Annotated in this window: 22 protein-coding genes and 1 tRNA gene; 9 read left to right on the top strand and 14 right to left on the bottom strand. The window is 62.8% G+C overall.

What is annotated here, in order from left to right:
- Window positions 1-45: 45 nt before the first annotated feature.
- Both ada and AC3WLP_RS24315 read left to right on the top strand, forming a co-directional pair.
- Window positions 46-1,098 (top strand): bifunctional DNA-binding transcriptional regulator/O6-methylguanine-DNA methyltransferase Ada, encoded by a 1,053-nt coding sequence (ada, locus tag AC3WLP_RS24320; protein ID WP_088513496.1) that lies wholly within the window; start codon window positions 46-48, stop codon window positions 1,096-1,098.
- A 56-nt stretch (window positions 1,099-1,154) separates the two neighbouring features.
- The gene (locus AC3WLP_RS24315) at window positions 1,155-3,566 is read left to right on the top strand and encodes a DUF3772 domain-containing protein (protein ID WP_014755308.1); all 2,412 of its coding nucleotides are present in this window, start codon (window positions 1,155-1,157) and stop codon (window positions 3,564-3,566) included.
- Window positions 3,567-3,592: 26 nt separating this feature from the next.
- On the opposite strand, the gene AC3WLP_RS24310 is transcribed toward AC3WLP_RS24315, so the two are convergent.
- From AC3WLP_RS24310 to AC3WLP_RS24290, 5 genes are all read right to left on the bottom strand, one after another.
- Window positions 3,593-4,810, bottom strand: coding sequence for a DUF3422 domain-containing protein (locus tag AC3WLP_RS24310; RefSeq protein ID WP_088513497.1), 1,218 nt, complete (start codon window positions 4,808-4,810; stop codon window positions 3,593-3,595).
- Window positions 4,811-5,211: 401 nt separating this feature from the next.
- Window positions 5,212-5,373, bottom strand: coding sequence for a hypothetical protein (locus AC3WLP_RS24305; protein ID WP_158249204.1), 162 nt, complete (start codon window positions 5,371-5,373; stop codon window positions 5,212-5,214).
- Window positions 5,374-5,390: 17 nt separating this feature from the next.
- Window positions 5,391-6,821 carry an aldehyde dehydrogenase family protein gene (locus AC3WLP_RS24300; RefSeq protein WP_088513498.1) on the bottom strand — a complete coding sequence of 477 codons (1,431 nt, stop codon included), beginning with the start codon at window positions 6,819-6,821 and terminating at the stop codon, window positions 5,391-5,393.
- Window positions 6,822-6,834: 13 nt separating this feature from the next.
- Complete coding sequence (locus AC3WLP_RS24295; protein ID WP_004575698.1) at window positions 6,835-8,334, bottom strand: purine-cytosine permease family protein; 1,500 nt, start codon at window positions 8,332-8,334, stop codon at window positions 6,835-6,837.
- Between the two features lie 92 nt (window positions 8,335-8,426).
- A complete protein-coding gene (locus AC3WLP_RS24290; RefSeq protein ID WP_017148094.1) occupies window positions 8,427-8,816 on the bottom strand; it encodes a nuclear transport factor 2 family protein in 390 nt (129 codons plus the stop codon).
- A gap of 211 nt (window positions 8,817-9,027) precedes the next feature.
- Here AC3WLP_RS24290 and ycaC point away from each other — a divergent pair, with 211 nt between their 5' ends.
- The 7 genes from ycaC to AC3WLP_RS24255 all read left to right on the top strand — a co-directional run bounded on the left by ycaC (window position 9,028) and on the right by AC3WLP_RS24255 (window position 16,566).
- Window positions 9,028-9,648, top strand: a complete 621-nt coding sequence (gene ycaC / locus AC3WLP_RS24285; protein WP_010951959.1) for an isochorismate family cysteine hydrolase YcaC — start codon at window positions 9,028-9,030, stop codon at window positions 9,646-9,648.
- A gap of 106 nt (window positions 9,649-9,754) precedes the next feature.
- Window positions 9,755-10,570: a polyphosphate kinase 2 gene (gene ppk2 / locus AC3WLP_RS24280; protein ID WP_003247423.1), complete on the top strand. Its 816-nt coding sequence runs from the start codon at window positions 9,755-9,757 to the stop codon at window positions 10,568-10,570.
- Between the two features lie 36 nt (window positions 10,571-10,606).
- The gene (locus AC3WLP_RS24275; RefSeq protein WP_088513499.1) at window positions 10,607-11,803 is read left to right on the top strand and encodes a monovalent cation:proton antiporter-2 (CPA2) family protein; all 1,197 of its coding nucleotides are present in this window, start codon (window positions 10,607-10,609) and stop codon (window positions 11,801-11,803) included.
- 41 nt (window positions 11,804-11,844) lie between these two features.
- The gene (locus AC3WLP_RS24270; RefSeq protein WP_088513500.1) at window positions 11,845-12,942 is read left to right on the top strand and encodes an AI-2E family transporter; all 1,098 of its coding nucleotides are present in this window, start codon (window positions 11,845-11,847) and stop codon (window positions 12,940-12,942) included.
- Window positions 12,943-12,945: 3 nt separating this feature from the next.
- A complete protein-coding gene (locus AC3WLP_RS24265; RefSeq protein WP_088513501.1) occupies window positions 12,946-14,460 on the top strand; it encodes an efflux transporter outer membrane subunit in 1,515 nt (504 codons plus the stop codon).
- Window positions 14,457-15,554, top strand: coding sequence for an HlyD family secretion protein (locus AC3WLP_RS24260; RefSeq protein WP_088513502.1), 1,098 nt, complete (start codon window positions 14,457-14,459; stop codon window positions 15,552-15,554). Before AC3WLP_RS24265 ends, AC3WLP_RS24260 begins: the two co-directional genes overlap by 4 nt.
- A complete protein-coding gene (locus AC3WLP_RS24255; RefSeq protein ID WP_088513503.1) occupies window positions 15,544-16,566 on the top strand; it encodes a DUF2955 domain-containing protein in 1,023 nt (340 codons plus the stop codon). The genes AC3WLP_RS24260 and AC3WLP_RS24255 overlap by 11 nt, the downstream gene beginning before the upstream one ends.
- A gap of 19 nt (window positions 16,567-16,585) precedes the next feature.
- On the opposite strand, the gene AC3WLP_RS24250 is transcribed toward AC3WLP_RS24255, so the two are convergent.
- From AC3WLP_RS24250 to AC3WLP_RS24210, 9 genes are all read right to left on the bottom strand, one after another.
- Window positions 16,586-18,298: a SulP family inorganic anion transporter gene (locus AC3WLP_RS24250; protein WP_088513504.1), complete on the bottom strand. Its 1,713-nt coding sequence runs from the start codon at window positions 18,296-18,298 to the stop codon at window positions 16,586-16,588.
- A 174-nt stretch (window positions 18,299-18,472) separates the two neighbouring features.
- Window positions 18,473-19,573, bottom strand: coding sequence for a redox-regulated ATPase YchF (ychF, locus tag AC3WLP_RS24245; protein WP_088513505.1), 1,101 nt, complete (start codon window positions 19,571-19,573; stop codon window positions 18,473-18,475).
- A gap of 24 nt (window positions 19,574-19,597) precedes the next feature.
- Window positions 19,598-20,182, bottom strand: a complete 585-nt coding sequence (pth, locus tag AC3WLP_RS24240; RefSeq protein ID WP_003247413.1) for an aminoacyl-tRNA hydrolase — start codon at window positions 20,180-20,182, stop codon at window positions 19,598-19,600.
- A gap of 79 nt (window positions 20,183-20,261) precedes the next feature.
- Window positions 20,262-20,855 (bottom strand): 50S ribosomal protein L25/general stress protein Ctc, encoded by a 594-nt coding sequence (locus AC3WLP_RS24235; protein WP_003247411.1) that lies wholly within the window; start codon window positions 20,853-20,855, stop codon window positions 20,262-20,264.
- A gap of 118 nt (window positions 20,856-20,973) precedes the next feature.
- Complete coding sequence (locus tag AC3WLP_RS24230; protein WP_003247410.1) at window positions 20,974-21,915, bottom strand: ribose-phosphate pyrophosphokinase; 942 nt, start codon at window positions 21,913-21,915, stop codon at window positions 20,974-20,976.
- A gap of 48 nt (window positions 21,916-21,963) precedes the next feature.
- A tRNA-Gln gene (locus AC3WLP_RS24225) sits at window positions 21,964-22,038 on the bottom strand.
- 20 nt (window positions 22,039-22,058) lie between these two features.
- Complete coding sequence (gene ispE, locus AC3WLP_RS24220; RefSeq protein WP_019750445.1) at window positions 22,059-22,919, bottom strand: 4-(cytidine 5'-diphospho)-2-C-methyl-D-erythritol kinase; 861 nt, start codon at window positions 22,917-22,919, stop codon at window positions 22,059-22,061.
- A gap of 4 nt (window positions 22,920-22,923) precedes the next feature.
- A complete protein-coding gene (lolB, locus tag AC3WLP_RS24215; RefSeq protein ID WP_003247402.1) occupies window positions 22,924-23,541 on the bottom strand; it encodes a lipoprotein insertase outer membrane protein LolB in 618 nt (205 codons plus the stop codon).
- A 4-nt stretch (window positions 23,542-23,545) separates the two neighbouring features.
- On the bottom strand, window positions 23,546-25,267 hold the full coding sequence (locus AC3WLP_RS24210; protein WP_012051182.1) for a tetratricopeptide repeat protein: 1,722 nt from the start codon (window positions 25,265-25,267) through the stop codon (window positions 23,546-23,548).
- Window positions 25,268-25,524: the final 257 nt, after the last annotated feature.

The following is a 25,524-nucleotide window of genomic DNA, read 5'->3' as shown; positions in this document are numbered from 1 at the left end:
TTTTTGCATCGCCCGTACAGGCAACAACATATCCGGGAAACAAAGATGAACCTCTACACCACCCCTGACCAACGCTGGCAAGCCGTAGAGAGCCGCGACACTGCCGCCACAGGCCACTTTGTCTACGCCGTACGTACCACTGGCGTCTACTGCCACCCCGGCTGCAAATCACGCCAGGCCAAGCGCATGAACGTCGAGTTCTACGACACTGCCGCAGCCGCCGAGGCTGCCGGCTACCGTGCTTGCAAACGCTGTATCAGCAAGGCCAGCGCCACCCGCCACAGCCAGCTGGTTACCCACGCCTGCCGCTTGATCGAAACCAGCGACCCCGCGCCAAGCCTCGAGCAACTCAGTGCACGTCTGGCCATCAGCCCCTTCCACCTGCATCGGCTGTTCAAGGCCGAAACCGGGGTTACGCCCAAAGCCTACGCCACGGCCTTCCGGGCCCGGCGCCTGCGTGCGCACCTGGAAGACGGCCAGCACTCTGTCACCGATGCTATTTACAACGCCGGCTACAACTCCAACAGCCGCTTCTACGAAAGCGCCGACCAGCGCCTGGGCATGCGTCCCCGGCAATACCGCGCCGGCGGTGCCGGGGCAACCATTCACTTCGCCCTCGGGCAGTGCTCGCTGGGTGCAATACTGGTCGCCCAGAGCGACAAGGGCATCTGCGCGATTCTGCTGGGCGACGACCCCGAGAGCTTGTTACACGAGCTGCAGGATCAGTTCCCCAAGGCCCACCTGATTGGCGGCGACAGCGCCTACGAACAGAGGGTGGCTGAAGTGATCGGTTTCGTCGAAGCGCCCGCCTTGGGCCTGGCCCTGCCGCTGGATGTACAAGGCACCGCGTTTCAGGAGCGGGTGTGGCAGGCGCTGCGTGAGGTGCCGGCCGGCAGCCGGGTCAGCTATACCGACATCGCCGAGCGCATTGGCGCCCCCAAGGCCGTGCGGGCGGTAGCCATGGCCTGCGCGGCCAACCGTATTGCCGTGGCCATCCCTTGCCACCGCGTAGTGCGCCGGGATGGCGACATCAGCGGTTACCGCTGGGGCGTGGAGCGCAAACAGCAATTGCTGAAGCGAGAAACGGCACTCTCCTGACGGCCCGAAGCCGCGTAGAATCCCCCGCCAAATCGAATTGCAAAGAGGAATATTCGATGAGGCGTGTCAGCCTTGCCCGTTATTGCCCAGGTCTGATTGCCCTGCTGGCCCTGATGCTGTTGCTTGTCAGCCCGGCCTGGTCGGCCCCGGCCACGCCATTGTCCAACTTGGCGGCTGCCGAAGCGCCCGCACTGGACGAAAACGCCAGCCTCGAACAGCTGAGTGACCGCTTGGACCTGATCCGCCAAGGCGTCACCAGCGAGGCCAACGACGACGTGCTGTCGCAACTGCGCCTGGGCGCGATGCAGGTTCAGCGTCAAGCTGATGCACTGAGTACACAGCGCACTGCCGATGTGGGAAAACTCGACGATCAGCTGAAGGTCATCGGCCCGGCCCAGCCGGGCGAGGCCGCTACCCTGACGCAGCAGCGCAAAGCGCTGGAGGCCGAGAAAAAGGCGCTGGTAGCCCAGCAGGATCAGGCCACCAAGCTGACCCAGTCGGCCCGTGACCTGTCCACGCAAATCGTCAACCTGCGCCGCAGCCAGTTCAACTCGCAAATCACCAGCCGCGCAGCCTCGCCGCTGAGCCCGGCGTTCTGGCAGAGCATCATCCGCCCCACCCAGGACGACGTGGCGCGCCTGCGTGACCTGCGCGGCGAGGCGGCCGATGCCATCAGCAGCGCCTTCAGCGCCGAAAACCGCTGGCTGTTCGTTGCCAGCCTGGTGGCGGCGATTCTGGTGTGGACGTTGGTAAGGCGCGTGCTTGAACGCTTGCTGGCCAGTGCCATGATCCGTTGGTTGCCGGAGGGCCGCCTGCGCCGCAGCGCCTTGGCTCTGGGCGTTAGCCTGGCAACCCTGGGCACCATCGCCGGCTCGGTGTCGTTGCTGCGCTGGGGACTGGAAAGCAATGCACGATTGGGTTCGGATATCGCCAGCCTGACCAATCACATTCTCACCCTGGTGGTGTTCAGTGCCTTCATCACAGGCCTGGGCCGCGCCATGCTGATGCTGCAGCGTCCGTCCTGGCGGTTGCCGGCGATCCACGACGAAGTCGCCAGTGCGCTGGGCTGGTTCCCGAAGGTGCTGGCATTGGCACTGATGGTCATGATGACCATGGAGCGCATGAACAGCGTGATCGGCGCCAGCCTGGCGCTGACGGTGGCCGTCAACGGGCTGACCGCGCTGGTGGTGGCGCTCACCTTTGCAGGCGCGCTGCTGTGTTACCGCCGCACCCTGCGCAAGCATGGCCTGGAGCGCCCGACGGGCCTGGCCGGGCTGATCCCGTTCGTGATGGTCATCTGGCTGACGTTGATCCTGCTGGCACTGCTCACCGGCTACCTGACACTCGCCTATTTCCTCACCGCCAAGCTGTTGTGGGTCAGCCTGGTGATCACCTGTGCCTACTTGCTGACCACCTTCTTCGGCGACCTGTGCGAAACCCTGCTGTCACCCCGCCAGCCCGGTGGCCTGGCACTGGCGTCGACCCTGGGCCTGGCGCCTCGCCACCAGGCCCAGGCCAGTACCATACTGGCCGGCATTGGCCGCACGGTCGTGCTGTTCCTGGCACTGTTGCTGGTGTTGATGCCGTCGGGCACCAGCCCTAGCGAATTGCTGTTGAGTCTGGGCGACTGGGATGGGACCGGCGGCAAGCTGCTCGGTAACCTGAACATCGTGCCGCAGGACATCCTGCTGGCCTTGGCGATCTTCCTCGGCGGCCTGTTCGCCATCCGTGTGGTCAAGCGCTGGCTGAGCGACCGCCTGCTGCCGGAAACCGAGATGGACGCCGGCATGCGGGCCTCGCTGGTAACCCTGGTGGGTTACCTGGGTTTCCTGTTCCTGGCCATGCTGGTGATGTCGACCTTGCGTATCAACCTCACCAGCCTGACCTGGGTGGTCAGTGCCCTGTCGGTCGGTATCGGTTTCGGTTTGCAGCAGATCGTGCAGAACTTCATTTCCGGCCTGATCCTGCTGACCGAGCGCCCGGTGAAGGTCGGCGACTGGGTCAGCCTGGCGGGTGTCGAGGGGGATATCCGCCGCATCAATGTCCGCGCCACCGAGATCCAGATGTCTGACCGTTCCACGGTGATCGTGCCCAACTCGCAGTTCATCTCGCAGAACGTGCGCAACGTGACCATGGGCAACGCGCTGGGCGTGGTCAGCATTACCCTGACACTGCCGCTGGAGACCGATGCCAACCGTGTGCGTGAGCTGCTGCTGGCGGCTTACCATGAGCATGAGGCGATTCTGGATGCGCCAGCTACCTCGGTGTCGTTCAAGGACCTGACGGCCAGCGGCATGGTGATCGGTGTGAGTGGCTATGTGGCTGGGCCGCGGCAGGTATCGGGCACCCGCAGCGACCTGCTGTTCACCATTCTTGGCCGGTTGCGTGATGAAGGCATTCCACTGTCTTCGCCGCAGAGCATGGTGCTGGTGCAGGAAGGTACGCGGCCGGCTGACGAGTCGGTGTAGGCATCGGGGGGCAAGGCGCCCCCAACTCAATGCTGTTTGGCCTGCCTGATACGCAGCAGTATCACCAGCAGCACCAGCAGGACTGGCGGCGCCATGGCCATCAAGCCATCGCGCGCCGTCAGTCCCAACCCCAGTACATTCAGCCCGCCATACAAAAGCTTGAACAGATTCAGCAGGTAATAGGTGATGGCGATGATCGACAGCCCCTCCACCGCTCGCTGGATTTTCACCTGGGCATCTGCCCGGGCATTGAGGCTGCGCAAGATCTCGGCGTTCTGCTCCTCCATCTCAACTTGCACCCGCGCCTGCAGCAAGTCGCCCAGGTTGGCCACGTTCTTCGCCAACTGCTCCAGCCGTTGCTCGGTGGCTGCGCAGTAGCGCACGGTCGGCTTGAACCGGCGCTCGATGAATACCCCAAGGCGCTGGCAGTCACCCACATGGCTTTCCCGCAACTCCCCCAGGCGTTCGAACACCAGCTGTGCGTAGGCCTGGGTGGCGCCAAAGCGGTGACGGGTTTTTACCGTGCGGCTTACAACCTGACGTGACAGGTGGGCAATGGCTTCCAAGAGCCCCTTGGAATCATGGCCATCGACCCCGGCACTGCGCTCGGAGAGGCAGACCAGGGTCTTGTCGAAGGTATCCAGTTCCTGGCTCAGTTGCTTGGCCGTGCTCAGGGTCAGCGAAGCCATCATGCGGTACGTCTCGATTTCCAGCAGGCGGCGGATCATGCGGCCCTGGCGGTAGGCATTGAGGCGCCTGTTGATGAACAGGAAGCGGTTGGTGCCATCCTCGGTCAGGCGGAAGTCGCTCCACACCACCGCATCGCCACCACCCACGCACGAGCCGCACGGGTCTTTGAAACCGTAGTGGGCCAGGTTCAGGTCCTGTTCGTGACGTACCAGCACCTGCACTGCATTGATCACCTGCGCCGCCTGCGGCGCAATCGCCTCGGCCAGCACCGGCGGCAGGGTTTGCCATGTGGTATCGGCTGTGGTGCATGGCACAACCAGCGTCAACGTGAAGAACTCGGTGTGCCGCTCCCATTTGAACGGGTGGCCATCCATGTCAGTGATGCCTTGTGCGGCACCGGTGTCCGGAACATCAGGGCAGCAGCGCTGCAGCAATGCTGTACAGGCAGCATCGCCGCCGAGCAAGGCCAGGTGGAAGACATGCGCCGGGCCGTCGAAATAGAGTGACGGACGGGCGTGCAGTTCATTGTGCAAGGCGGTGCGTTGAGGGTGCATGTGTGGTCCGGCCTGGTGTTGTGATTATGGGGGTACCAGGAAGTGGGACTTTGCGGGCACTGGAGAAAGTCACGCGGGGGGGAATGTTTGTATGACCTGTACCGGCCTCTTCGCGGGTGAAACTGCTCGTGGGCGCTCAACATTTGAAAAGCCTTCGCGGTGGCCTGTAGGCGCGGGTTGACCCGCGAAAGGGCCGGCCCTGCTGGCCAATTTCCACCGGCCGCTCACCGTCGCAGCCGCCACCGTATTCGCGGGTAAACCCGCTCCTACACACAGCACAGGCCGTTGTAGGAGCGGGTTCACCCGCGAACACCGGCAAAGCCGGTGCCATCCACCGCGTTGGTTTTCTTCGCGGGCATGCCCGCTCCCACAAGATGACCACAGGGCTGAGGTGTTGTGGATTACCTGTGGGGGCTTACCCGCGAGGAGGCCGGAAAACCATAGATTTCGCCTTGCCCCACGGTTTGATGATTAATCACCTCGATTTCAAAGCCTTTCCAGGCATTGCCGCCGTTGAAGCTGCAGGTTGCTGCCTGTCGACTGACACCGGTGAAAAGCTTCAACCCGGCCCCTTGCGGTATCAGCCCAGACAGCGGGTTACATGCTTGACCGACTGATAGGCTGACAACCCCCAAGGCCCCAGCTCACGGCCGATCCCGCTGCCCTTGGTGCCCCCCCAGGACGTCTCGACGAACACCGCCTGCACCGAGTTGATCCACACATGGCCAACCTCCAGCGCATCGGCCACGCGCTCGGCGCGTTCCAGGTCGGCAGAGCATACTGTAGCCACCAGCCCGAAGCGGCTGTCATTGGCTTCGGCAATGGCCTGTTCCTCGCTGGCAAAGCGCCGTGCGCAGAGCACCGGGCCGAAGATTTCCTCGGTCCACAGGCGGCTGTCTTTCGGCACATCGGTATACAGCGTCGGGCTGACGAACCAGCCTTCACGGTCCAGTGCATGGCCGCCAGCCAGGCACTGCAAACCTTCTTCCCGTGCCGTGGCAAAGTAGCTGGCCACCTTCAGCCATTGCGCCTGGCTGGTCAGCGGGCCCATGTCGACCTCTTCGGTCAAAGGATTACCCACCCGCAGGTTTTCCAGTGCCGCCTGCAAGCGCGGCAGCAGTGCATCGGCAATGCCGTCCTGCACCAGCAGCCGCGATGTGGCCGAACACATCTGGCCGGCGTTCCAGCTGATGCCGGCAACAATCCACTCCACCGCTTGATCGACATCGCAATCATCGAACACCACGATGGCCGACTTGCCGCCCAGTTCCAGCGTCACCGGCCGGCACTGCGCCGAAGCGCTGCGCATCACCTGGCTGCCGACGCTGTTGCTACCGGTGAAGGACAACTTGTCCAGGCCGTTGTGGTTGCTCAGTGCGGCGCCGGTCTCGGCCTTGCCGTTGACGATGTTCAGCACCCCGGCGGGCAGGCCCAGGGCGTCGGCGATCTGGCCGTAGGCCTGCTCGATCAGCGGAGTGACCTCTGAAGGCTTGAGCACCACGGTGCAACCGGCGGCCAGGGCCGGGGCAAGTTTCCAGGCGCTGGTCACCAACGGGAAGTTCCACGGCACGATCAGGCCGACCACGCCCACCGGTTCAAGGCGGGTGCGGGCGGTGAAACCCGGCGCAGCCAGCGGCACTGTGCGGTTTTTCGATGGCAGTTGCTCGGCCAGCTCGGCGTAATAGCCAAAGGTGGCGATGGCGTCATCCAGGTCAATTTCCGCTTCGTGACGCGGTTTGCCGTTATTGCGCATCTGCAGGGTGACAAGCGCTTCACGGCGCTGCCCGAGCTGTTCGGCAACACCACGCAGGAAGGCGGCACGTTCACTGGCGCAGGTGCTTTTCCAGGCGGGCAGGGCGCTGCGGGCAGCGGCGACGGCCTGGTCGACCTGGCTCACGCTGGCGGCCATCAGCTCGGCGAACGGTTGCCCCAGCGCAGGGTCGTTGACGCTGATGCAGTCGCTGCCTTGGCCTTCGACCCAATGGCCGGCGATATAGTGGGAAGTGGTCATGGTCGGTTTCCAGTCAGGCCATTTCGGCGGTGGTCACAGGCGTATGCGCGGTGCTTTTGCAACGCACCCATCGCGGGCCCAGGGGGCCATAAACGCCAGCAGGTTCAGGGAACAGGTTGAGCAACAGCAGGTACAGCACGCCAGCCAGCCCCAGCGTGACCGGCAGGCTCAGGTCGATGCCGCCAGCCAGGTCACCCAGTGGGCCGACGAACTGCCCCGGCAGGTTGACGAAGCACAGGCCAACCGCCGCGCTGGGGATCCACGCCCCCATGCCGCGCCAGTTCCAGCCGTGCAGGAACCAGTAGTGGCCACCACGCTGGCCGCGGGTGAATACCTGCAGGTCGTCGGCGTGGTAGAAGCCGCGGCGGGTAATCAGGCCAAGGATCATGATCACCATCCACGGGCTGGTGCAGGTAATGATCAGCACGGCAAAGGTCGATACGCTCTGCACGAGGTTGAAGGTGAAGCGGCCAATGAAGATGAAGCCAATCGCCAGCACGCCGATCAGCAGCGTAGCGCCAGCACGGCTGAGCAGGCGCGGGAACACGCTGGACATGTCCAGGCCGGTGCCATACAGCGCGGTGGTGCCGGTGGACATGCCGCCGATCACCGCAATCAGGCACACCGGCAGGAAGAACCAGCTAGGGGCAACTGCCAGCAGGCCGCCGACATAGTTGTTGGCGGCAATGTAGTCCGGCGCCTGGGTGGCGACCAGGGTGGCCGTACACAGGCCGAACAGGAACGGAATCAGCGTCGCTCCCTGTGCCGCGATCACTGCCAGCATGATGCGTGCCTTGGGGGTTTCGCGTGGAATGTAGCGCGACCAGTCACCCAGGAAGGCGCCAAACGACACCGGGTTGCTCATGGCCAGGATCGCCGCGCCGACGAACGCAGCCCAGAAGCCTGCCTGGCCAAGGTTGACGCTGCCTGCGTAGCCGGCATCGAAGGGCCCGGCAAAGGCGACGATGCCCAGCAGGAACAGCAGGCTCGAGGCCCACACGGCAATCTTGTTGACCCACAGCATGAAGCGGAAGCCAAAGATGCAGACCACCAGGACCAGCACCGCGAACACACCGTAGGCCAGCCCCAGGGTCAGGTCGGTCTCTGGCAGGCCGGCCAGGCGCTTGGCACCACCGACCAATGCATCGCCCGAGCTCCATACCGAGAGTGAGAAAAACGCCACCGCCGTGAGCAGCGACAGGAACGAGCCGACGATGCGCCCGTGTACGCCAAAGTGCGCGCCCGATGAAACAGCGTTGTTGGTGCCGTTAAGCGCGCCAAACAGCCCCATCGGTGCAAGGATCAGCGCGCCGATGCCAACGCCAAGCAGAATCGCCCACACACCCGCCTGGAATGACAACCCGAAAAGCACCGGGAAGCTGCCCAGTACGGCGGTAGCGAAGGTATTGGCACCGCCGAAGATCAGGCGGAACAGGTCTAGCGGGGAGGCGTCGCGTTGATCGGCGGGGATCTGTTCGACGCCGTTGGTCTCGATACCGGTCGAGTGGCTCATGGTGGTGCTCCAGCGCGGTTGTTGTAGCCCGCGCAGTGCGCGGGCCTTTTTGTGGGTGCGATGGCAGGGCGGCAGCGCCGCGTAAAGGGTGATCAGGCCGGCGTTACGACCGACAGGTGCTCGTGGCAGGCCAGCCACTGGTCACCATGGCGACGGAAGACGATGGTCTCGCGCTCGCTCAACGGGTGCTCTTCACCGCCGATGCGGATACGCGTGGCCACATCGTGCATGAACACAGCCACGTCGCCTTGCAGGCTTACATGGGCGTTGCCCGATTCGCAGGCAAGCACGGTAAAGCCCTCGGCCTGCCACTGGGCCCAGAGCTCTTCATAGGCGCGACGCGACAGCAGCGGATACGGAAAGGTGTGGAACAGAAAGGTGGCGTCTTCGCTGAAGCAAGCGAAATAGCGGGCGGTGTCGTTGCTGGCGAACGCCGCGACGAGGTCGGCGGCGGCTTGCCGCACTTGAAGTGTCTGGTCCACGGGAGTGGCCTCACGGTTTTTTTGTGATTGTGGTGAAGCGATTCTGGTGGCGGTGGGCGAGGGGAAAAATCGCTGGCGGCAAATAATCAGTTCAGAAATTTGTGAACTGATGGGGCACATGGCAGTACAGGCAAGCCGACTGACGGTCTCTCCCACCCTCCATCCTTGCCTACGCTGATACTCCCAACCCGCTGAAGCAAGGAGATCCACTGTGGCCTTCCAATACAAGCGTCTGGACAAGAACAACGCAGCCGTACTGCTGGTCGACCACCAGACCGGCTTGCTCTCGCTGGTAAGGGACATCGACCCCGACCGCTTCAAGAACAACGTCTTGGCCCTGTCTGACCTGGCCAAATACTTCAAGCTGCCGACCATCCTCACCACCAGTTTCGAGACGGGGCCCAACGGCCCGCTGGTGCCGGAGCTGAAAGAGCAGTTCCCTGATGCCCCCTACATTGCACGCCCGGGCAACATCAACGCCTGGGACAACGAAGATTTCGTCAAAGCGGTAAAAGCCACCGGCAAGAAACAGCTGCTGATTGCTGGCGTGGTCACTGAAGTATGCGTGGCTTTCCCGGCCCTGTCGGCGTTGGAGGAGGGCTTCGAGGTATTCGTCGTCACCGACGCCTCTGGCACGTTCAACGAACTGACCCGTGATTCGGCCTGGCGACGCATGGAGGCTGCCGGGGCGCAGCTGATGACCTGGTTCGGCGTGGCCTGCGAACTGCACCGTGACTGGCGCAACGACATCGAAGGGCTGGGTACCCTGTTCTCCAACCATATCCCGGACTACCGCAACCTGATGACCAGTTACAACAAGCTGGCCAAATAGTGCCTCCCGGGGGCTGCACGACAGCCCCCACATCAATCTGCAAGCGAAGCGGCAAACTGGCATTAATCGACCATACTCACTCTTCATTCGCCTTCAGGAGCGTGTCATGTCGAAGCCGTCCAGGAAGCCCCCCAAAAAACAGCCAGAAAAGCTGGGCGGCAAGGCGTACGAAAAAGCGCTCAAGAACCTGCATGTAGAGTTGGTGAAGCTACAGGAGTGGGTGGTCGCCAAGGGCCTGAAGGTATGCATTGTCTTCGAAGGCCGCGATGGCGCCGGCAAGGGCGGCACCATCAAGGCCATTACCGAGCGTGTCAGCCCGCGGGTGTTTCGTGTGGTGGCGCTGCCCGCACCGACCGAGCGGGAAAAGACCCAGATGTACGTGCAGCGTTACCTGGGCCATCTGCCTGCGGCGGGTGAAGTGGTGATCTTCGATCGCAGCTGGTACAACCGTGCGGGCGTTGAGCGGGTAATGGGCTTTTGCTCTGGCGAGCAAGTGGACAAGTTTCTGACCGGAGTACCCGGGTTCGAAAGGGTCATGGTCGATTCAGGGATCATCCTCATCAAGTACTGGCTTGAAGTCAGCGCCGATGAGCAGACCCGGCGCCTGCAGGATCGCATCAACGACGGCCGCAAGCTGTGGAAGTTGTCGCCGATGGACCTCAAGTCGTATAGCCGCTGGGATGAATACACCCAAGCGCGTGACGAAATGTTCCAGGCGTCGGATACCGCTTGGGCGCCGTGGTTCATGGCCAACTCCAACGACAAACGTCGCGCCCGGCTGAATATCATCAGCCATCTGCTCAGCCGTATTCCCTACAAGGATATAACCCGCGACCAGCACGTGAAGCTGCCCAAACGCGGCAAGATCGGCAAGTACAAGGCGGTCGCCTACCCGTTCAAGTTCGTCGAAGAACGTTTCTGAACCCCTCCCTGCAGGGAGCTGCGAAGGTACGAGCTCATGCCACATGACGGCAGCCTGTTGCAGGCGACGGTGGTATTCCTTTTGGCTGTGGTGCTTCTGGTACCGCTGGCGCAGCGTCTGAAAATGGGCGCAGTACCGGGATACCTCTTGGCGGGTATCTTGATTGGTCCGTCGGTGTTTGGCCTGCTCGGCAACCCGGACAACGTGGCGCGGCTGTCGGAAATGGGCGTGGTCATGCTGTTGTTCGTGATTGGCCTGGAGTTGTCCCCATGGCGCCTGTGGACCATGCGCCGGGCGCTATTTGGCGTCGGCAGTTTGCAAGTGGGGCTGACCGCCGTGCTACTTGGGCTACTGGCATTCTGGCTGTTCGACCAATCGAAACCCGCCGCCATCGTGCTGGGGCTGGGCCTGGCGCTGTCGTCCACCGCCTTTGGCTTGCAGGTACTGGCCGAGCGCAAGGACCTGGGCAAACCCCATGGCCGCCTGGCCGTGGCCATCCTGCTGTTCCAGGACATTGCCGCCATTCCCTTGATTGCCGTGGTGCCGCTGCTCGGTGGCGATGTCAGCACTGCTGACGAAGGTGCCTGGCCTTTGTTAGCTGTAGCTGTCGGCATTGGTGTGCTGATTGTTTTTGGCCGTTATCTGCTGACCCCGATATTCAAGTGGACGGTGGGTTCGGGCCTGCCTGAGCTGTCGACCGCCACGGCCTTGCTGGTCGTGCTGGGCACCGCTTGGTTGATGGAGCATGTGGGTGTGTCGATGGCGCTGGGAGCGTTTCTGGCCGGTGTGCTGATGGCCGAGTCGCCGTTCCGCCACGAACTGGAAACCCAGATCGAGCCGATCAAAGGCCTGCTGCTTGGATTGTTCTTCGTTGGCGTAGGTATGAGTGCCGACCTGCGCCTGCTGTTCGGCATGCCGCTGATGGTGCTGGGCCTCACCATGCTGCTGGTGGCCATCAAGCTGCCCTTGCTGTATGGCCTGGGGCATACGGTCGGTGGGCTCAACCAGGCCCAGGCGTTATGCCTGGGCGTAGTGCTGGCTTCGGGCGGCGAGTTTGCCTTCGTGGTGTTCAAGCTGGCGCTGGAGCACCAGGTACTCACCCAACAGGTACACGACCTGCTGGTGCTGGCCATCACCTTGTCGATGGCGGTGGTGCCCTTGGTCATGATGGCCCTGGCGCGGCAGCTGCGCGATGACAGCCCTGTACAGGCATCCCCTGAAACGGGGCAGTGAATTGCGCCTTGCTGGCGCATTGAGTATCGGGAGGTGAAATCATGCAGTCGAGTTTCAAGCTGGACAGCGCCCTTTCGCGGGGCTTGCTCGATGTGCTCATCAAGGCCGGTCTGGTGGCAGCCTTGGTGATCTTCGCTTTCCAGGTGTTTCAGCCGTTCCTGGAGTTGATGATGTGGGCGGTGATCCTGGCGGTTACGTTGTACCCGTTGCATTGCCGTATCCAGCGCCGCACCGGGCTCAAGCAAGGCTATGTGGCGACGCTGGTGGTGCTACTGGTTCTGGTGCTGCTGCTGGTGCCTATCTACCTGGTGATGATGTCGATTGGCGAATCGGTGGACAGCCTGGTGACGCTACTCAAGAGCGGCGCCTGGAGCGTGCCGGTCCCGCCTGATTCCGTGGCGGCCTGGCCACTGATCGGGCCGAAGGTGCATGCGCTGTGGTTGGCGGCCTCCGAAAACATGGCCAGTGTGCTGAATCAGTGGATGCCCCAGATCAAGGGGGCCGGGCTAACGGTGCTGGGCGCTGCGGCCAGCGCCGGTGGGGCTTTCCTTCTGTTCATCGGCGCAATCATCATTTCCGGGGTCATCATGGCCTTCGGTGAACGCGGTGAAATCGCTGCCCAGCGCATCGCCATGCGGGTTTCAGGCGCAGAGCGCGGTAAACCCCTGGCCACGCTGTGTACGGCTACCATTCGCGCGGTGGCACAAGGGGTGATTGGCATTGCCTTCATCCAGATGCTGCTGATCGGTGTTGGTTTTATCGTCAAAGGGGTTCCTGGTGCCGGGATGCTGGCCATCGTCATCCTCATGCTGGGCATTGCACAGGCCCCGGCGACGCTGGTGACCTTGCCGGTGATCATTTATGTGTTCAACGCCGAAGGCTTCACGGTGGCGACCATCATTTTTGCCGTCTACACCTTTGTCGCCGGCCTTGCCGACAACGTGCTCAAGCCGCTGCTGCTGGGGCGCGGGGTCGATGTACCAATGCCGGTGGTACTGATCGGCGCATTGGGCGGGATGGTGGTCAAAGGCATCATCGGCTTGTTCATCGGCCCGGTAATCCTTGGCGTGGCCTACGTGTTGTTCTGGCAATGGGTTGCGCTGCAGGTGCCGGAGCAACCGGCACCACCTGCCGCCTGAGCCATGCCCAACCGCTGCTGTGGCCTGGGGCTGCTGATGGTGCTGGCCGGTTGCACCCAAGTCGGCCCGGATTATGAAAAGCCCCAAACGCCGTGGTTGGGCGGCTGGAGCACGCCAATGCTGGAGCAGGCCGGGCGCAGCGCGGCGGCGCCCGACCTGCGCCAGTGGTGGGCAGTGTTTGCCGACCCAACGCTGGACGCGCTGATAGCCGAGGCCGACGCCAACAACACCAACCTGCGCGTGGCTGGCCTGCGTATCGCTGAAGCCCGTGCCCAGTTGGCCATCGTGCAGACCGGGCGTTATCCGCAGCTGCAGCAACTGAGCGCGCAAAGCCTGTACCTGAAGCAGGATCAGTCTGGTACGCCTTCGGCCCGTGATTCGGTGTTCTGGCAATCCAGCGTGGGCTTCGACATCGGCTGGGAAATTGACTTCTGGGGCCGCTTCAGTCGCGCCATCGAAAGCGCCGATGCCGTCTATTTCGCCTCCCAGGCCAACTACGCCGATGCCATGCTGCTGCTACGTGCGCAGGTGGCCGACACCTACTTTGCCCTGCGCACTGCCGAAGCGCGGCTGGCTATTGCACAAGAGAACGCCAAGCGCCAGGCGCGTAGCCTGGAGATCACCGAGCGGTTGTTCCGCCACGGTGAAAATGACGAACTCGACTGGCAGCAGGCGCGTACTCAATACCTGGCGACCCAGGCCACCATTCCCGAGTTCGAGAACCAGCTCAATGCCCTGCGCAATGTGCTGTGTTCGCTGCTCGGCCGCCCGCCTGGGCCGCTGCCGCAGCTGGCGGCCGGGCATGGCCAACTGCCCTTGCCCAACCGGGCAGTGTTGCAGGATGTACCGGCCAGCCTGCTGCAGCGCCGCCCGGACATCCGTGCCGCCGAGCAGGCAGTGGCGGCGCAGTCGGCGCTGGTCGGGGTGGCCGAGGCCGATCTTTATCCACAGCTGAGCTTGCTCGGCAGTATCGGCTGGACCTTTCTATCGGCCAATCATCTGCCTGACACCTTCGACCTGGCGGCTGGCCCAAGCCTGATCTGGAACCCGTTCGACTATGGCCGGCGCAAGAACACCGTACGCGTGGAAGATGCCCGCTTGCAGCAACTGATCGAGTTGTACCAGCAGGGCGTGCGCGAAGCCGCCCGTGAGGCCGACGATGCTGCCAGCGGGCTGGTGCGCTCGCTGCAGAGTGCAACCATTCGCGACCAGGCCTCTCAGGCTGCGCAGCGCTCGCTGAATCTGGCCAGCTCGCAATACCGCGAAGGCTTCGCTGATTTTCAACGGGTGCTCGATGCTCAGCAACTGCTGTTGCAGCAACAGGACGGTTACCTGGTCAGCCGTGGCAACGCGGTTAGCAGCCTGGTGACGTTGTACAAGGCCCTGGGTGGTGGTTGGGACGCCAGCCGCGCGCCGATCGACCCGGCTACCCGCCAGCAAATGCAGCAACGCACCGACTGGGGCGAATTGCTCGACGAGCCAGCCCCCACCGCGCATGCACAAGGTGAAACCGAATGAGCGACGCCATGCCCACGCCGCCCCCGTCAGCCCCGGATCGCGGCATGCGCTGGGTGCTGCTGCTGATTGCCGTCAGCCTGCTCTGGTACTTGCTGGCTGACCGCTATACGCCGTACACCCAGCAAGCTCGCCTGCAGGCTTACGTGGTCCCGGTGGCCGCCGAAGTGGCCGGGCAGATCAAGCGTGTGGCCGTAGGCAACAACCAGGAGGTGCGCCAGGGCGATGTGCTGTTCGAACTCGATCAGGAGCAGTACCGCATTGCCTTGGCCCGTGCCGAAGCCGACCTCGATACCGTGCGCCGGCAGATCGGCGCCAGTACCGCCGGCATCGATTCGGCGCAGGCAGCGCTGGTGGCCGCCCAGGCCAACGAACGTAAGGCGCGGCAGGACGCCGAGCGCCTCAAACGGCTGATTGACGAGGACCCCGGTACGGTGTCGGTGCGCCGCCTGGAAGGCGCCCAGGCCACTCGTGACCAGGCCATCAGCCAAGTGGCGGCAGCCCGCGCCGAAGTGGAGCGCGCCCGTGAGCAGCAGGGCGGGGCACAGGAAGACAACGCCCAGCTGCGCAGTGCTGCGGCCAATGTGGAAAAGGCCCGCCTGGACCTTGCCCGTACCGTCGTGCGTGCCGACGCGAACGGGTTGATCACCGACCTGCGCACAGACGTTGGCCACTATGTCGGGGCGGGCAGCCCGATGATGACCCTGATCAGTATCCATGATGTGTGGATAAGTGCCGACATGACCGAGAACAACCTCGGTCGCTTGCGTCCTGAAACCCCGGTGCTGGTGGTGCTCGATGCGCTACCGGGCACCGTGTTGAAAGGGCGTATACGCAGCATTGGCTATGGCGTAAGCGTGGGCCAGAGCACGCCGCCGGGTACGCTGCCGACCGTGCAGAATAGCCGCGAGTGGCTGCGTTCGGCGCAGCGCTTTCCGGTGATTGTCCAGCTGGAGCTCGACCAGCTTCAGGACAAGACCGTGCTGCGGGTCGGTGGTCAGGCCGAGGTCATGGCCCTGCCCAGCGAAGGCAACCCACTGAACCTGCTGGGCCGGTTGTTCATGTGGCTGATGAGCTGGCTGTCGTATGCCTATTGAATGGCGCCGCTTGCGGGCGCTGCGCCTGGCCTGGGGTGCGGCGTTGTGCCTGGCGGTGAGCTTTGGTATCGGCTTGCCGGTGCCGATCCTGGCGCCGGTGTTTGCGGTGCTGTTACTGGCCATGCGCAGTCAGCCATTGCCGCTGCGTGCGGCACCGGCCCTGGCGTTACTGGTGCTGCTCGCTTGCGGCAGCGGGTTGCTGCTGATTCCGCTGTTGCGCCATGCTCCGTTGGCCGGGGTGTTACTGGTCGGGGTGGGTGTTTTCCTGACCTTGCGCTATGCACTGAAGGGCGGCAACGGCCTGCTGGCCAACCTGCTGGTGGTCGGCCTGACCATGATCGCCGCTGCCGGCACCAGTGACTTCACCCTGGCATTGTCGGTGGTCGAAGCGCTGGCCAAAGGCATGCTGCTGGCAGTGCTGGGCACGTTAGTGGCGCACAGGTTGTTCCCCGAACCTGCCAATGCGCCAGCACCGCCGGTGCCGCCGCTGCTGGGCAGCGAGCATGTCAGCTGGGTGGCGCTGCGTGCCACGTTGATCGTGATGCCGGCCTTTCTGCTGGCATTGATCGCCCCTGACCAGTACATGCCGTTGATCATGAAGGCCGTGAGCGTGGGGCAACAAGCCGGTGAAACCCGCGCGCGGCACGCCAGCCGCGAGCTGATCGGTTCAACCGTGCTTGCCGGGGTGTTGGCGATATCGCTGTGGGTAGCGCTGAGCCTGTTCGTTCACCTGTGGATGTTCTTTTTGTGGGTCCTGCTGTTCGCCCTCTGGCAGGCTCGGCGCCTGTACCAGGCGGTGCCGAGCCGGCAGAGCCCGGCGTACTGGGTCAGTTGCCTGACGACCCTGTTGATCTTGCTGGGGCAGTCGGTGCAGGACAGTGCAGGTGGGCAGGATGTGTACAAGGCATTTGCGGTGCGTATGGCGCTGTTTCTGGCGGTGTCGGTGTATGCCAGCGCCATGTTGATCTGGATTGACCGGCTTCGGAGTCGGCGCGGGCTTCTTCGCGGTTAAGCCCGCTCCCCCAGGCCATTCAGGGCTGCCAATCAACCCCACTCTCTTCCAGATAGGCATCCACCGCTGCGCCCACCGTTGGATGAAAGGCCTTCTCCCCCATATGCTCGAACAACTCGAACTGCCGCATCTTGTCCTTCACCGGGTCCTTCATTTCGGCGAACTGCAACTCCACCCCCCGCCCCTCCAATGCCCGGTCCAGCTCGGCCAGCATGTCCGCCGAAGTGATATCGATACTGGTCACAGGCTCAGCGGCAATTACCACCCGTTGCACCGGCGTTGGCGACGCGTCTACCGCCGCCATCACTGTGTTCTGGAACTGCTCGGCGTTGGCAAAGAACAACGGCGCGTCCCAGCGCAGCAGCACCAGCCCTGGAATACGCCGGGCCTGTGGATAACGCTGCATGTCATGGTAACCGCGCAGCCCATCCGCCCGGCCAAGCACCGCGTGGTGCGGCCGCCAGCCGTCCCACAGGAACTCGATCACCGACACCACCACGGCAATGCAGATACCGGGAATGGCACCGAACACTGCCACGCCGACAAAGCAGGTGAACGACAGCCAGAACTCCCACTGCTGCATGCGGAAGATACGCTTGAGGTCGGCAAACTCGAACAGCCCCAGTGCAGCGGCAATCACCACCGCAGCCAAAGCGCTGTTGGGCAGGTGCTGCATCAGATTGGGCGCTACCAGCAGCAACAGGGTTACCGCCAGGGCGCCGATGATGCCGGTGAGCTGGGTCTGCGAGCCGGCAGCTTCGGCCACTGGGGTACGCGACGAACTGCTGCTGATTGGTATGCCCTGGAACAGCCCCGAGGTCAGGTTGGCCACGCCCAGGCCGAACATTTCCTGGTTGGGGTTTACCCGCATCTTGAGGCGCGCGGCATAGGAGCGTGACAGCACACTGGTGTCGGCGAACGACACCAGCGCCACTGCAATCCCGCCCAGTAGCACCTCGACCAGGTCAATGTCGCTGACCCAGGGGAAGACGAAGCCGGGCAGGCCCTGGGGCAGTTGCCCGAGTACCTTGACGCCCATCTGATTGAGGTTGAACACGCTCACTGCCAGCGTCGCCAGTACCACGGCGATCAGGATGCCCGGCAGGCGCTTGAACGGTTTGAGCAGCAGAATCAGCGCCAGGCTACCGGCACCCACGACAAAGCTTGGCCAGTGCCCTTGGCCGGCGTATAGCGCCTGGCCCAAGGACCAAAGGTCGCGCAAGGGCCCTTCGCTGTCGACTTTGATGCCGAACAGCTTGGGCAACTGGCTGATCAATACGGTCAAGGCGATGCCGTTCATGTATCCATAGCGGATGGGTTTGGACAGCAACTCGGTGATAAAGCCCAGGCGCAGCAGCCCGGCAATCACACAGAACGCCCCGGCGACCAAGGCCATCATACTGGCGATGGCGATCGCCCGCTGCGGGTCGCTGGCCGCGTATTGCACCACCACCGCCAGGATAGGCGCGGCCAGCGCCGAGTCCGGGCCCAGCACCAGGATACGGCTGGGACCGAACAGGGCATAGGCCAGCAGGGGGATGATGGTGGCGTACAGGCCATAGATGCCGGGGACGCCGGAAGCCTCGGCGTAGGCGATGCCCACAGGCACCAGCATGGTGGTGAGCACCAGGCCGGCGGCGATGTCCTTGGGTAGCCAGGCTGCCTTGTAGTGGAGCAGGGTGACCAGGCCGGGGAGCCAGCGTTGCCAGTCGAAACGAGTGGGGTGGGGCATGGTGTCGGCTCTGGGCGAGAAGGGCGCTGAACCTCAGCTTAGATGCTGGGGGCGGGGCCCGCCTTGTGGCCCGTTGCGACACAAGGCCGCCCCTGCACAGGGCGCATGTCCGGGCAAAACAAAACCCCTTGAAGCGCAAGCCTCAAGGGGTTTGTGTGTGCTGCAGGTTACCGCTTAGACGTTGAAGCGGAAGTGCATCACGTCGCCGTCTTTGACGATGTAATCCTTGCCTTCCAGACGCCACTTACCGGCTTCCTTGGCACCGGCTTCACCCTTGAACTGGATGAAGTCGTCATAGGCCACCACTTCAGCGCGGATGAAGCCTTTTTCGAAGTCGGTGTGGATAACGCCGGCTGCCTGCGGGGCAGTGGCTCCGACGCGAACGGTCCAGGCGCGTACTTCCTGCACGCCGGCAGTGAAGTAGGTCTGCAGGTTCAGCAGCTCGTAACCGGCGCGGATCACGCGGCTCAGGCCAGGCTCTTCCAGGCCCAGGGCCTCGAGGAACATGTCCTTCTCTTCACCGTCTTCCAGCTCGGCGATTTCTGCTTCGATCTTGTTGCACACCGGCACCACGACCGCGCCTTCTTCCTCGGCAATGGCCTTGACCACGTCCAGGTGCGGGTTGTTGTCGAAGCCGTCTTCGGCCACGTTGGCGATGTACATCACCGGTTTGCTGGTCAGCAAGTGGAAGCCACGGATGACGGCCTTTTCGTCGTCAGCCATGTGCTTCATCAGGCTGCGCGCAGGCTTGCCTTCGGTAAAGTGCGGGATCAGCTTTTCCAGAATGGCCTTTTGCGCCAAGGCATCCTTGTCGCCGCCCTTGGCGTTGCGGGCTACCTTCTGCAGTTGCTTTTCGCAGCTGTCGAGGTCGGCGAAGATCAGTTCGAGGTCGATGATCTCGATGTCACGCTTGGGGTCGACGCTGTTGGAAACGTGGATCACGTTCTCGTCTTCGAAGCAGCGCACCACGTGGGCAATGGCGTCGGTCTCGCGGATGTTGGCGAGGAACTTGTTGCCCAGGCCTTCGCCTTTCGAGGCACCGGCAACCAGGCCGGCGATGTCGACGAATTCCATGGTGGTCGGCAGGATGCGGTTTGGCTTGACGATTTCAGCCAGCGCAGCCAGGCGAGCGTCGGGCATAGGCACGATGCCGCTGTTCGGCTCGATGGTGCAGAAAGGGAAATTCTCCGCCGCGATGCCAGACTTGGTCAGGGCGTTGAACAGGGTGGACTTGCCGACGTTGGGCAGGCCGACGATGCCGCAATTGAAACCCATGGGTATTCCCCTCTCTAAAGGAAATCAGGCCTTCTGGCTGTGCAGCTCGCGCATCGCCTTGGCGAAATCGCCGGCAAGCACGTCCGGCAGCACGCCGAGGGCAAAATCGATGCTGGCGTCGAGCTTCTCCTGCTCGGCGCGCGGCGCGCGGCCCAGGACGAAGTTGGATACCAGTTTGGCGTCACCCGGGTGGCCGATGCCAAGCCGCAGGCGGTGGAAGTCGTTCTGGTTGCCGAGCTGCGCGATGATGTCGCGCAGGCCGTTGTGCCCACCATGGCCGCCGCCGCGCTTGAGCTTGGCAACGCCCGGGGGCAGATCGAGTTCGTCGTGTGCCACCAGTATCGCTTCCGGCTTGATGCGGAAGAAATTGGCCAAGGCCGCTACGGACTGGCCGCTGCGGTTCATGTAGGTGGTGGGGATCAACAAACGAACGTCGTTGCCCTGATGGCTGAATTTAGCCGTCAGGCCGAAATACTTTTTGTCAGCGGTCAGCGAAACACGCTGGGCGCTGGCAAGTCGTTCAACGAAAAGAGCCCCTGCGTTATGCCGGGTCTGTTCGTATTCGGGGCCGGGGTTACCCAGGCCAACGATCAACTGGATGGCGGTCACGTCAGGGGCTCTTCCTTGGAGTTGGTGGGTTACAGTGCGCGCGGCACTGTAACCCGATCAACGCCGGCGTGCGAGTGGATTACTCGGCAGCGCCTTCTGCTTCTGGAGCAACGCGTGGAGCGTGAACGTTGGCAACAGCTTTGTCATCACCGTGGGCCAGAGCGACGAACTCTACGCCTTTCGGAGCTTTCAGGTCCGACAGGTGGATGATGGTGCCGATTTCGGCGTTGCCCAGGTCAACTTCGATGAACTCAGGCAGGTCTTTGGCTTCGCAGGAAACTTCGATCTCGGACTCAACGTGGGAGATCTCGCCGCCTTTCTTGACCGGGGCTTCTTCGTTGATGAAGTGAACCGGAACCTTGGCGGTCAGCTTCTGGCCAGCAACGACGCGAACGAAGTCAGCGTGCATGATGAACTGCTTGGCTGGGTGGCGCTGCATGGCCTTGATGATGACGTTCTGCTTAACACCGTCAACGTTCAGTTCGATAACGTGGCTGAAGGCAGCTTCGTTTTCGAACAGCTTGGTGATTTCCTTGGCCAGGATGGTCAGGGATTGAGCTTCTTTATCGCCACCGTAGACAACGGCTGGGATGCTCAGCGAGTGACGCAGGCGGCGGCTCGCACCTTTCCCCAGGTCAGTACGCGCTTGGGCGTTCAGAATAAAATCAGTCATTTTGTTTCTCCAAAATAGCCCCCCGAGGGCGTTTGCGACCAGCGCCAACGGGGATGGCAAAAAAGCCCCGCCCCAACACAGGTTGGGGCGGGGCGCTTCACATCAACACGTGTCCCGCTTAGCGGAACATCGCGCTGATCGATTCTTCGTTGCTGATGCGGCGTACCGCTTCAGCGACAACCGGTGCGATATCCAGCTGGCGGATACGATCACAGGCTTGAGCAGCGGCGGACAGCGGAACGGTGTTGGTCACCACCAGCTCGTCCAGTACCGACTTCTCGATGTTCTCGATGGCGCGGCCCGACAGGACAGGGTGCGTGCAATAGGCGTAAACCTTGGCAGCGCCGTGCTCTTTCAGGGCTTTGGCCGCGTGGCACAGGGTGCCTGCGGTGTCGACCATGTCGTCTACCAGGATGCAGGTGCGCCCTTCGACGTCGCCGATGATGTGCATAACCTCGGAGTGGTTAGCCTTTTCGCGGCGTTTGTCGATGATACCCAGATCGACGCCCAGGGACTTGGCGACAGCGCGTGCGCGCACGACACCACCGATGTCCGGGGAGACGATCATCAGGTTCTCGAAACGCTGGTCTTCGATGTCGTCAACCAGTACGGGCGAGCCGTAGATGTTGTCGACGGGGATATCGAAGAAGCCTTGGATCTGGTCAGCGTGCAGGTCGACGGTGAGTACACGGTCGATACCTACGACAGTGAGCATGTCAGCAACGACTTTGGCGCTGATGGCTACACGTGCCGAACGCGGACGGCGGTCCTGGCGGGCATATCCGAAGTAGGGAATCACGGCGGTGATTCGGGATGCTGAGGAGCGGCGGAAGGCGTCGGCCATCACTACCAGTTCCATCAGGTTATCGTTGGTCGGGGCGCAGGTCGGCTGAATAATGAAAACGTCTTTACCGCGAACATTTTCATTGATCTCAGTACTGATCTCGCCGTCGGAGAATTTACCGACAGAGACGTCACCGAGAGGGATATGCAGCTGACGTACGACACGCCGAGCCAGATCGGGGTTAGCGTTCCCCGTAAAGACCATCATCTTGGACACGCGCAGTACCTGAAGGCTGAGGGTATACCTGGATGAGTATAAGGAAAATGGCAGGGGCGGCTGGATTCGAACCAACGCATGGCAGGATCAAAACCTGCTGCCTTACCGCTTGGCGACGCCCCTGTATCTGTTGCTGCGAACGCTCATGCGCTCGACTTCTTGACCAGACTTTGCAGCTTGCGATGCAACATCGAAATATTGCTTCCTTTCGCCACAAACCCTGTTTGGGTCGCTGAAAGAAGGGCCAGAACTTTATCAGCTTCGGCTTTGCTTGGGAAGGCCCCAAACACACAACTTCCAGTGCCGGTTAGTCGAGCCTCAGTGAATTTTCCCAGTGAATTCAACGCATTGCGAACTTCTGGGTAATTCTGCTCTACCACCGGTTGGCAGTCATTTCGACTGTTTCCCTCGGGAACGGGGCGCATCTTAAGGGGGAGAGAATCACGTGTCAACTGTGGATGTGAAAAAATTTCTACTGTGCTGACAGACACTTGCGGCACCAGCACGACATACCAGGGTTCGATCGGGTCGACCGGGGTCAGTTGTTCGCCTACGCCTTGCGCGAATGCTGCGTGGCCGCGTACAAACACCGGCACATCGGCGCCCAGGCTAAGCCCCAGTGCGGCCAGGCGGTCTTCGTCCCAGTCCAGTTGCCACAGGTGGGCCAGGGCGAGCAGGGTGGTCGCGGCGTCCGAGCTGCCACCGCCGATACCTCCGCCCATGGGCAGTACCTTGGTCAGCCAGATGTCGGCGCCAAGCGTGGTGCCCGATTGTGCTTGCAACATGCGCGCGGCCCGTACGATCAGATTGCTGTCGTGGGGGACGGCCTCGATCTCGGTGTGCAAGCGGATCACGCCATCGTCACGCAGGGCAAAACTCAGTTCGTCGCCATGGTCGAGAAACTGAAACACCGTTTCCAGTTCGTGGTAACCGTCTGCGCGGCGGCCGATGATGTGCAGCCACAGGTTGAGCTTGGCCGGGGCGGGCAGGGTGAGCTTTTGCATGCGATCAATGCCCCAGCTGGCGCGGCTGCCAGTCCTTGACCACCAGGGTCACATCCAGGTCCTTGCCGTGCAGCTTCAGGCGCTCGGGCAACCAGTAGCCGTTCTGTTCGGTGTAGCTCAGGTACTGCACCTGCCAGCCATCCTGGTCGAGGCTGGCCAGGCGGCTGTCGCCATCGAGGGTCAGCTTGCTCTTGCTGTCGGGGGCGGGCAGGCCGCGCACCCACCAGACCAGGTGCGAAACTGGCAGTTGCCAGCCCAGTTGCTCTTCCAGCAGGGCTTCTGGGCTGGTGGCTTCGTAGCGGCCCTGGTTGGCCACTTCCAGCACCACGCCACCTGGGCGGCCGGTAAGGCGTGCGGCACCACGGCCCAGCGGGCCGGCCAGGCGAATGTCGTAATAGTCCTGACGTTGCAGCCAGAACAGCGTGCCGCTGCCGGAATCGCGCGGGGCACGGATACCGACCTTGCCGTTGATCTGCCAGCCATCGAGGCTGCTCAGCTGCGCTTTGTGGGCGCGCCACTGCTGCGGGTCGCCGTGGCCCTGCAGGGCCTCGCGGCTACCGAAGCCGGCACAGCCGGCCAGCAGGGCGATCATGGTAAAGGTGATGCAATGGCGCAGGAACATGGCGTTAAAGAGTCTCGGATCCGGTCAGGCGCAAAAGGGTCTTGCGCAGGATAGGGCTGTCGGCCTGGGCCTCGAAGCCCTTGGCCCATACATGGCGAGCTTCGCGGCGCTTGCCGTTGGCCCACAGTACTTCGCCCAGGTGGGCGGCCACTTCGTGGTCGGGGAAGTTGGCAAAGGCCTGGCGCAGGTAGGTTTCAGCGACGTCGAGGTTGCCCAGGCGATAGTTGACCCAACCCAGGCTGTCGAGCACTGCCGGGTCATCGGGGGTCAATTGGTGGGCCTTGTCGATCAGCGCCTTGGCTTCGGCATAGCGGGTGGTGCGGTCGGCCAGGGTGTAGCCCAGGGCGTTCAGGGCCATGGCGTTTTCTGGCTCGCGGGCGATGATGGCGCGCAGGTCTTTTTCCATCTGCGTCAAATCGTTGCGCTTCTCGGCCAGCATGGCGCGGGTGTAAAGCAGGTTGAGGTCGTCCGGGTAGCGCTGGATGGCTTGCTGCAGCACCTGATTGGCCTGGGCGTCCTTGTTGTTGTTGCTGTAGCTTTCCGATTCGATCAGGAATAGCTGGATGGCGTAGTCTGGCTGGGCTTCGCGCGCTTCGGCGAGCAGGCGCGAGGCATCGCTGCCGCGGCCGTTGGCGATCAGGATGTCGGCCTGGCGCAGCTGTGCCGGCAGGTAGTCTGGGCCTGGGCCGACCAGGGCGTATTCATCCAGAGCGCCAGCAGGGTCGTGGCGCTCCTCGTGGATGCGGCCCAGGTTCAGGTGCGCGGCGTCAACGTAGCTGTCGCGCTCGATCAGCTCCTGCAAGTAGCCTTCGGCTTCATCCCAGTCTTTGTTCTCCAGGCACACCAGCGCCAGCGAGTAGCGCAATTCGTCATCATCGGGGTATTGCTGGACCAGACTGATGAACTCGCCTTTGGCATCGGCAATACGGTCCTGTTCGACCAGGGTGCGAGCGTAGGTGAGGCGCAGGCGTTTGTCGTCCGGGTTGTCGCGAATCGCCCCGCGCAGCAGTGGCAGGGCCTCTGGACCACGGTCCAGGGCCTGTAGCAGACGGGCGCGCAGCAGGATCGGGGCGACTTCGCCGTTTTGTGCCGGGTGCGACTCAAGCAGTTCCAGGGCTTCTTCGGTCTTGCCGTCCTGGTTCAGCAGCAGGGCCTTGCCGAATATCAGCTGGCCGTTGTCGGGGTATTTCACCAGCAGGCGTTCGAAACTGTGTAGCAGGCCGTCGCGGGTGCTCTGATCGGTTTCGGCTGCGGACAGGGCGAGGAAGTCGAAGTGGGTGTCGCCCTGGCCCTGCAGTACCTTTTCCATGTAGGCCATGGACTCGTCATAGCGGCCGGCGCGGGCCAGCTGGATGGCGGCGGCGCGCTGGGCGTCGAGGTTCTGCGGGTCGTTGCGCGCCCAGACCAGTGCATTCTCCAGTGACGGCTCGTCGGCGCCGAGGTACTCGGCAATGCGGTAGGCGCGCTCGGAAACTGCTGGGTCCTGGGTTTTTGCTGCCTGATCGGTGTAGTTGGCCAGGGCGATGTCGAAACGGTTGCGCTGGCCGGCCAGCTCTGCCACCAACAGGCTATAGAGTGTGTCCTGCTTGAACGAACCATACACCACGGGCTTTTCCGCCTCTGCCTTGCCAGCTTCGGCGACGGGAGGCTCGGCCTTTTGCGGGGCCAGGCTCTGGCAGCCCTGGAGCAGGGCGAAGGCAAGCAGCAATGCGTATGGTTTGTTCATAGAAAGGCTTATTAGGAGGACTCACCGGCGGTCGGAGCATGATGACACAAGCGCGTAGGCAAACCCACCTGCGAAGGTATGAAGCTACGCTTAGCCTATGCAGACCGCACTGCGCGCGCAGGGTTCGCCCCAGGCTGGCCACGATGCCCAGCGTTCGTGCTGTTGTTCTGCTTCTGCTTCTGCTTCTAAGCGCGCGGTAGTTCAGGCGACGCAGATTGCGACTTCAGGAGGCCGAGCGCAGGGCTTGCGGAGGGAGG

The sequence above is a fragment of the Pseudomonas sp. FW305-E2 genome, assembly GCF_058782925.1.
The sequence above is the reverse complement of the archived record's forward strand: the minus strand, read 5'-3'. Positions and strand labels throughout refer to the sequence as shown.

Coding starts and splice junctions, on each gene's coding strand:
- AC3WLP_RS24295 (WP_004575698.1), bottom strand. CDS start 8,334: ATGAGCCACTCGACCGGTATCGAGACCAACGGCGTCGAACAGATCCCC.
- AC3WLP_RS24275 (WP_088513499.1), top strand. CDS start 10,607: ATGCCACATGACGGCAGCCTGTTGCAGGCGACGGTGGTATTCCTTTTG.
- ispE (WP_019750445.1), bottom strand. CDS start 22,919: ATGCAAAAGCTCACCCTGCCCGCCCCGGCCAAGCTCAACCTGTGGCTG.
- lolB (WP_003247402.1), bottom strand. CDS start 23,541: ATGTTCCTGCGCCATTGCATCACCTTTACCATGATCGCCCTGCTGGCC.
- ppk2 (WP_003247423.1), top strand. CDS start 9,755: ATGTCGAAGCCGTCCAGGAAGCCCCCCAAAAAACAGCCAGAAAAGCTG.
- AC3WLP_RS24310 (WP_088513497.1), bottom strand. CDS start 4,810: ATGCACCCTCAACGCACCGCCTTGCACAATGAACTGCACGCCCGTCCG.
- ada (WP_088513496.1), top strand. CDS start 46: ATGAACCTCTACACCACCCCTGACCAACGCTGGCAAGCCGTAGAGAGC.
- ychF (WP_088513505.1), bottom strand. CDS start 19,573: ATGGGTTTCAATTGCGGCATCGTCGGCCTGCCCAACGTCGGCAAGTCC.
- AC3WLP_RS24270 (WP_088513500.1), top strand. CDS start 11,845: ATGCAGTCGAGTTTCAAGCTGGACAGCGCCCTTTCGCGGGGCTTGCTC.
- AC3WLP_RS24235 (WP_003247411.1), bottom strand. CDS start 20,855: ATGACTGATTTTATTCTGAACGCCCAAGCGCGTACTGACCTGGGGAAA.
- AC3WLP_RS24255 (WP_088513503.1), top strand. CDS start 15,544: ATGCCTATTGAATGGCGCCGCTTGCGGGCGCTGCGCCTGGCCTGGGGT.
- AC3WLP_RS24210 (WP_012051182.1), bottom strand. CDS start 25,267: ATGAACAAACCATACGCATTGCTGCTTGCCTTCGCCCTGCTCCAGGGC.
- AC3WLP_RS24260 (WP_088513502.1), top strand. CDS start 14,457: ATGAGCGACGCCATGCCCACGCCGCCCCCGTCAGCCCCGGATCGCGGC.
- AC3WLP_RS24315 (WP_014755308.1), top strand. CDS start 1,155: ATGAGGCGTGTCAGCCTTGCCCGTTATTGCCCAGGTCTGATTGCCCTG.
- AC3WLP_RS24250 (WP_088513504.1), bottom strand. CDS start 18,298: ATGCCCCACCCCACTCGTTTCGACTGGCAACGCTGGCTCCCCGGCCTG.
- AC3WLP_RS24300 (WP_088513498.1), bottom strand. CDS start 6,821: ATGACCACTTCCCACTATATCGCCGGCCATTGGGTCGAAGGCCAAGGC.
- AC3WLP_RS24265 (WP_088513501.1), top strand. CDS start 12,946: ATGCCCAACCGCTGCTGTGGCCTGGGGCTGCTGATGGTGCTGGCCGGT.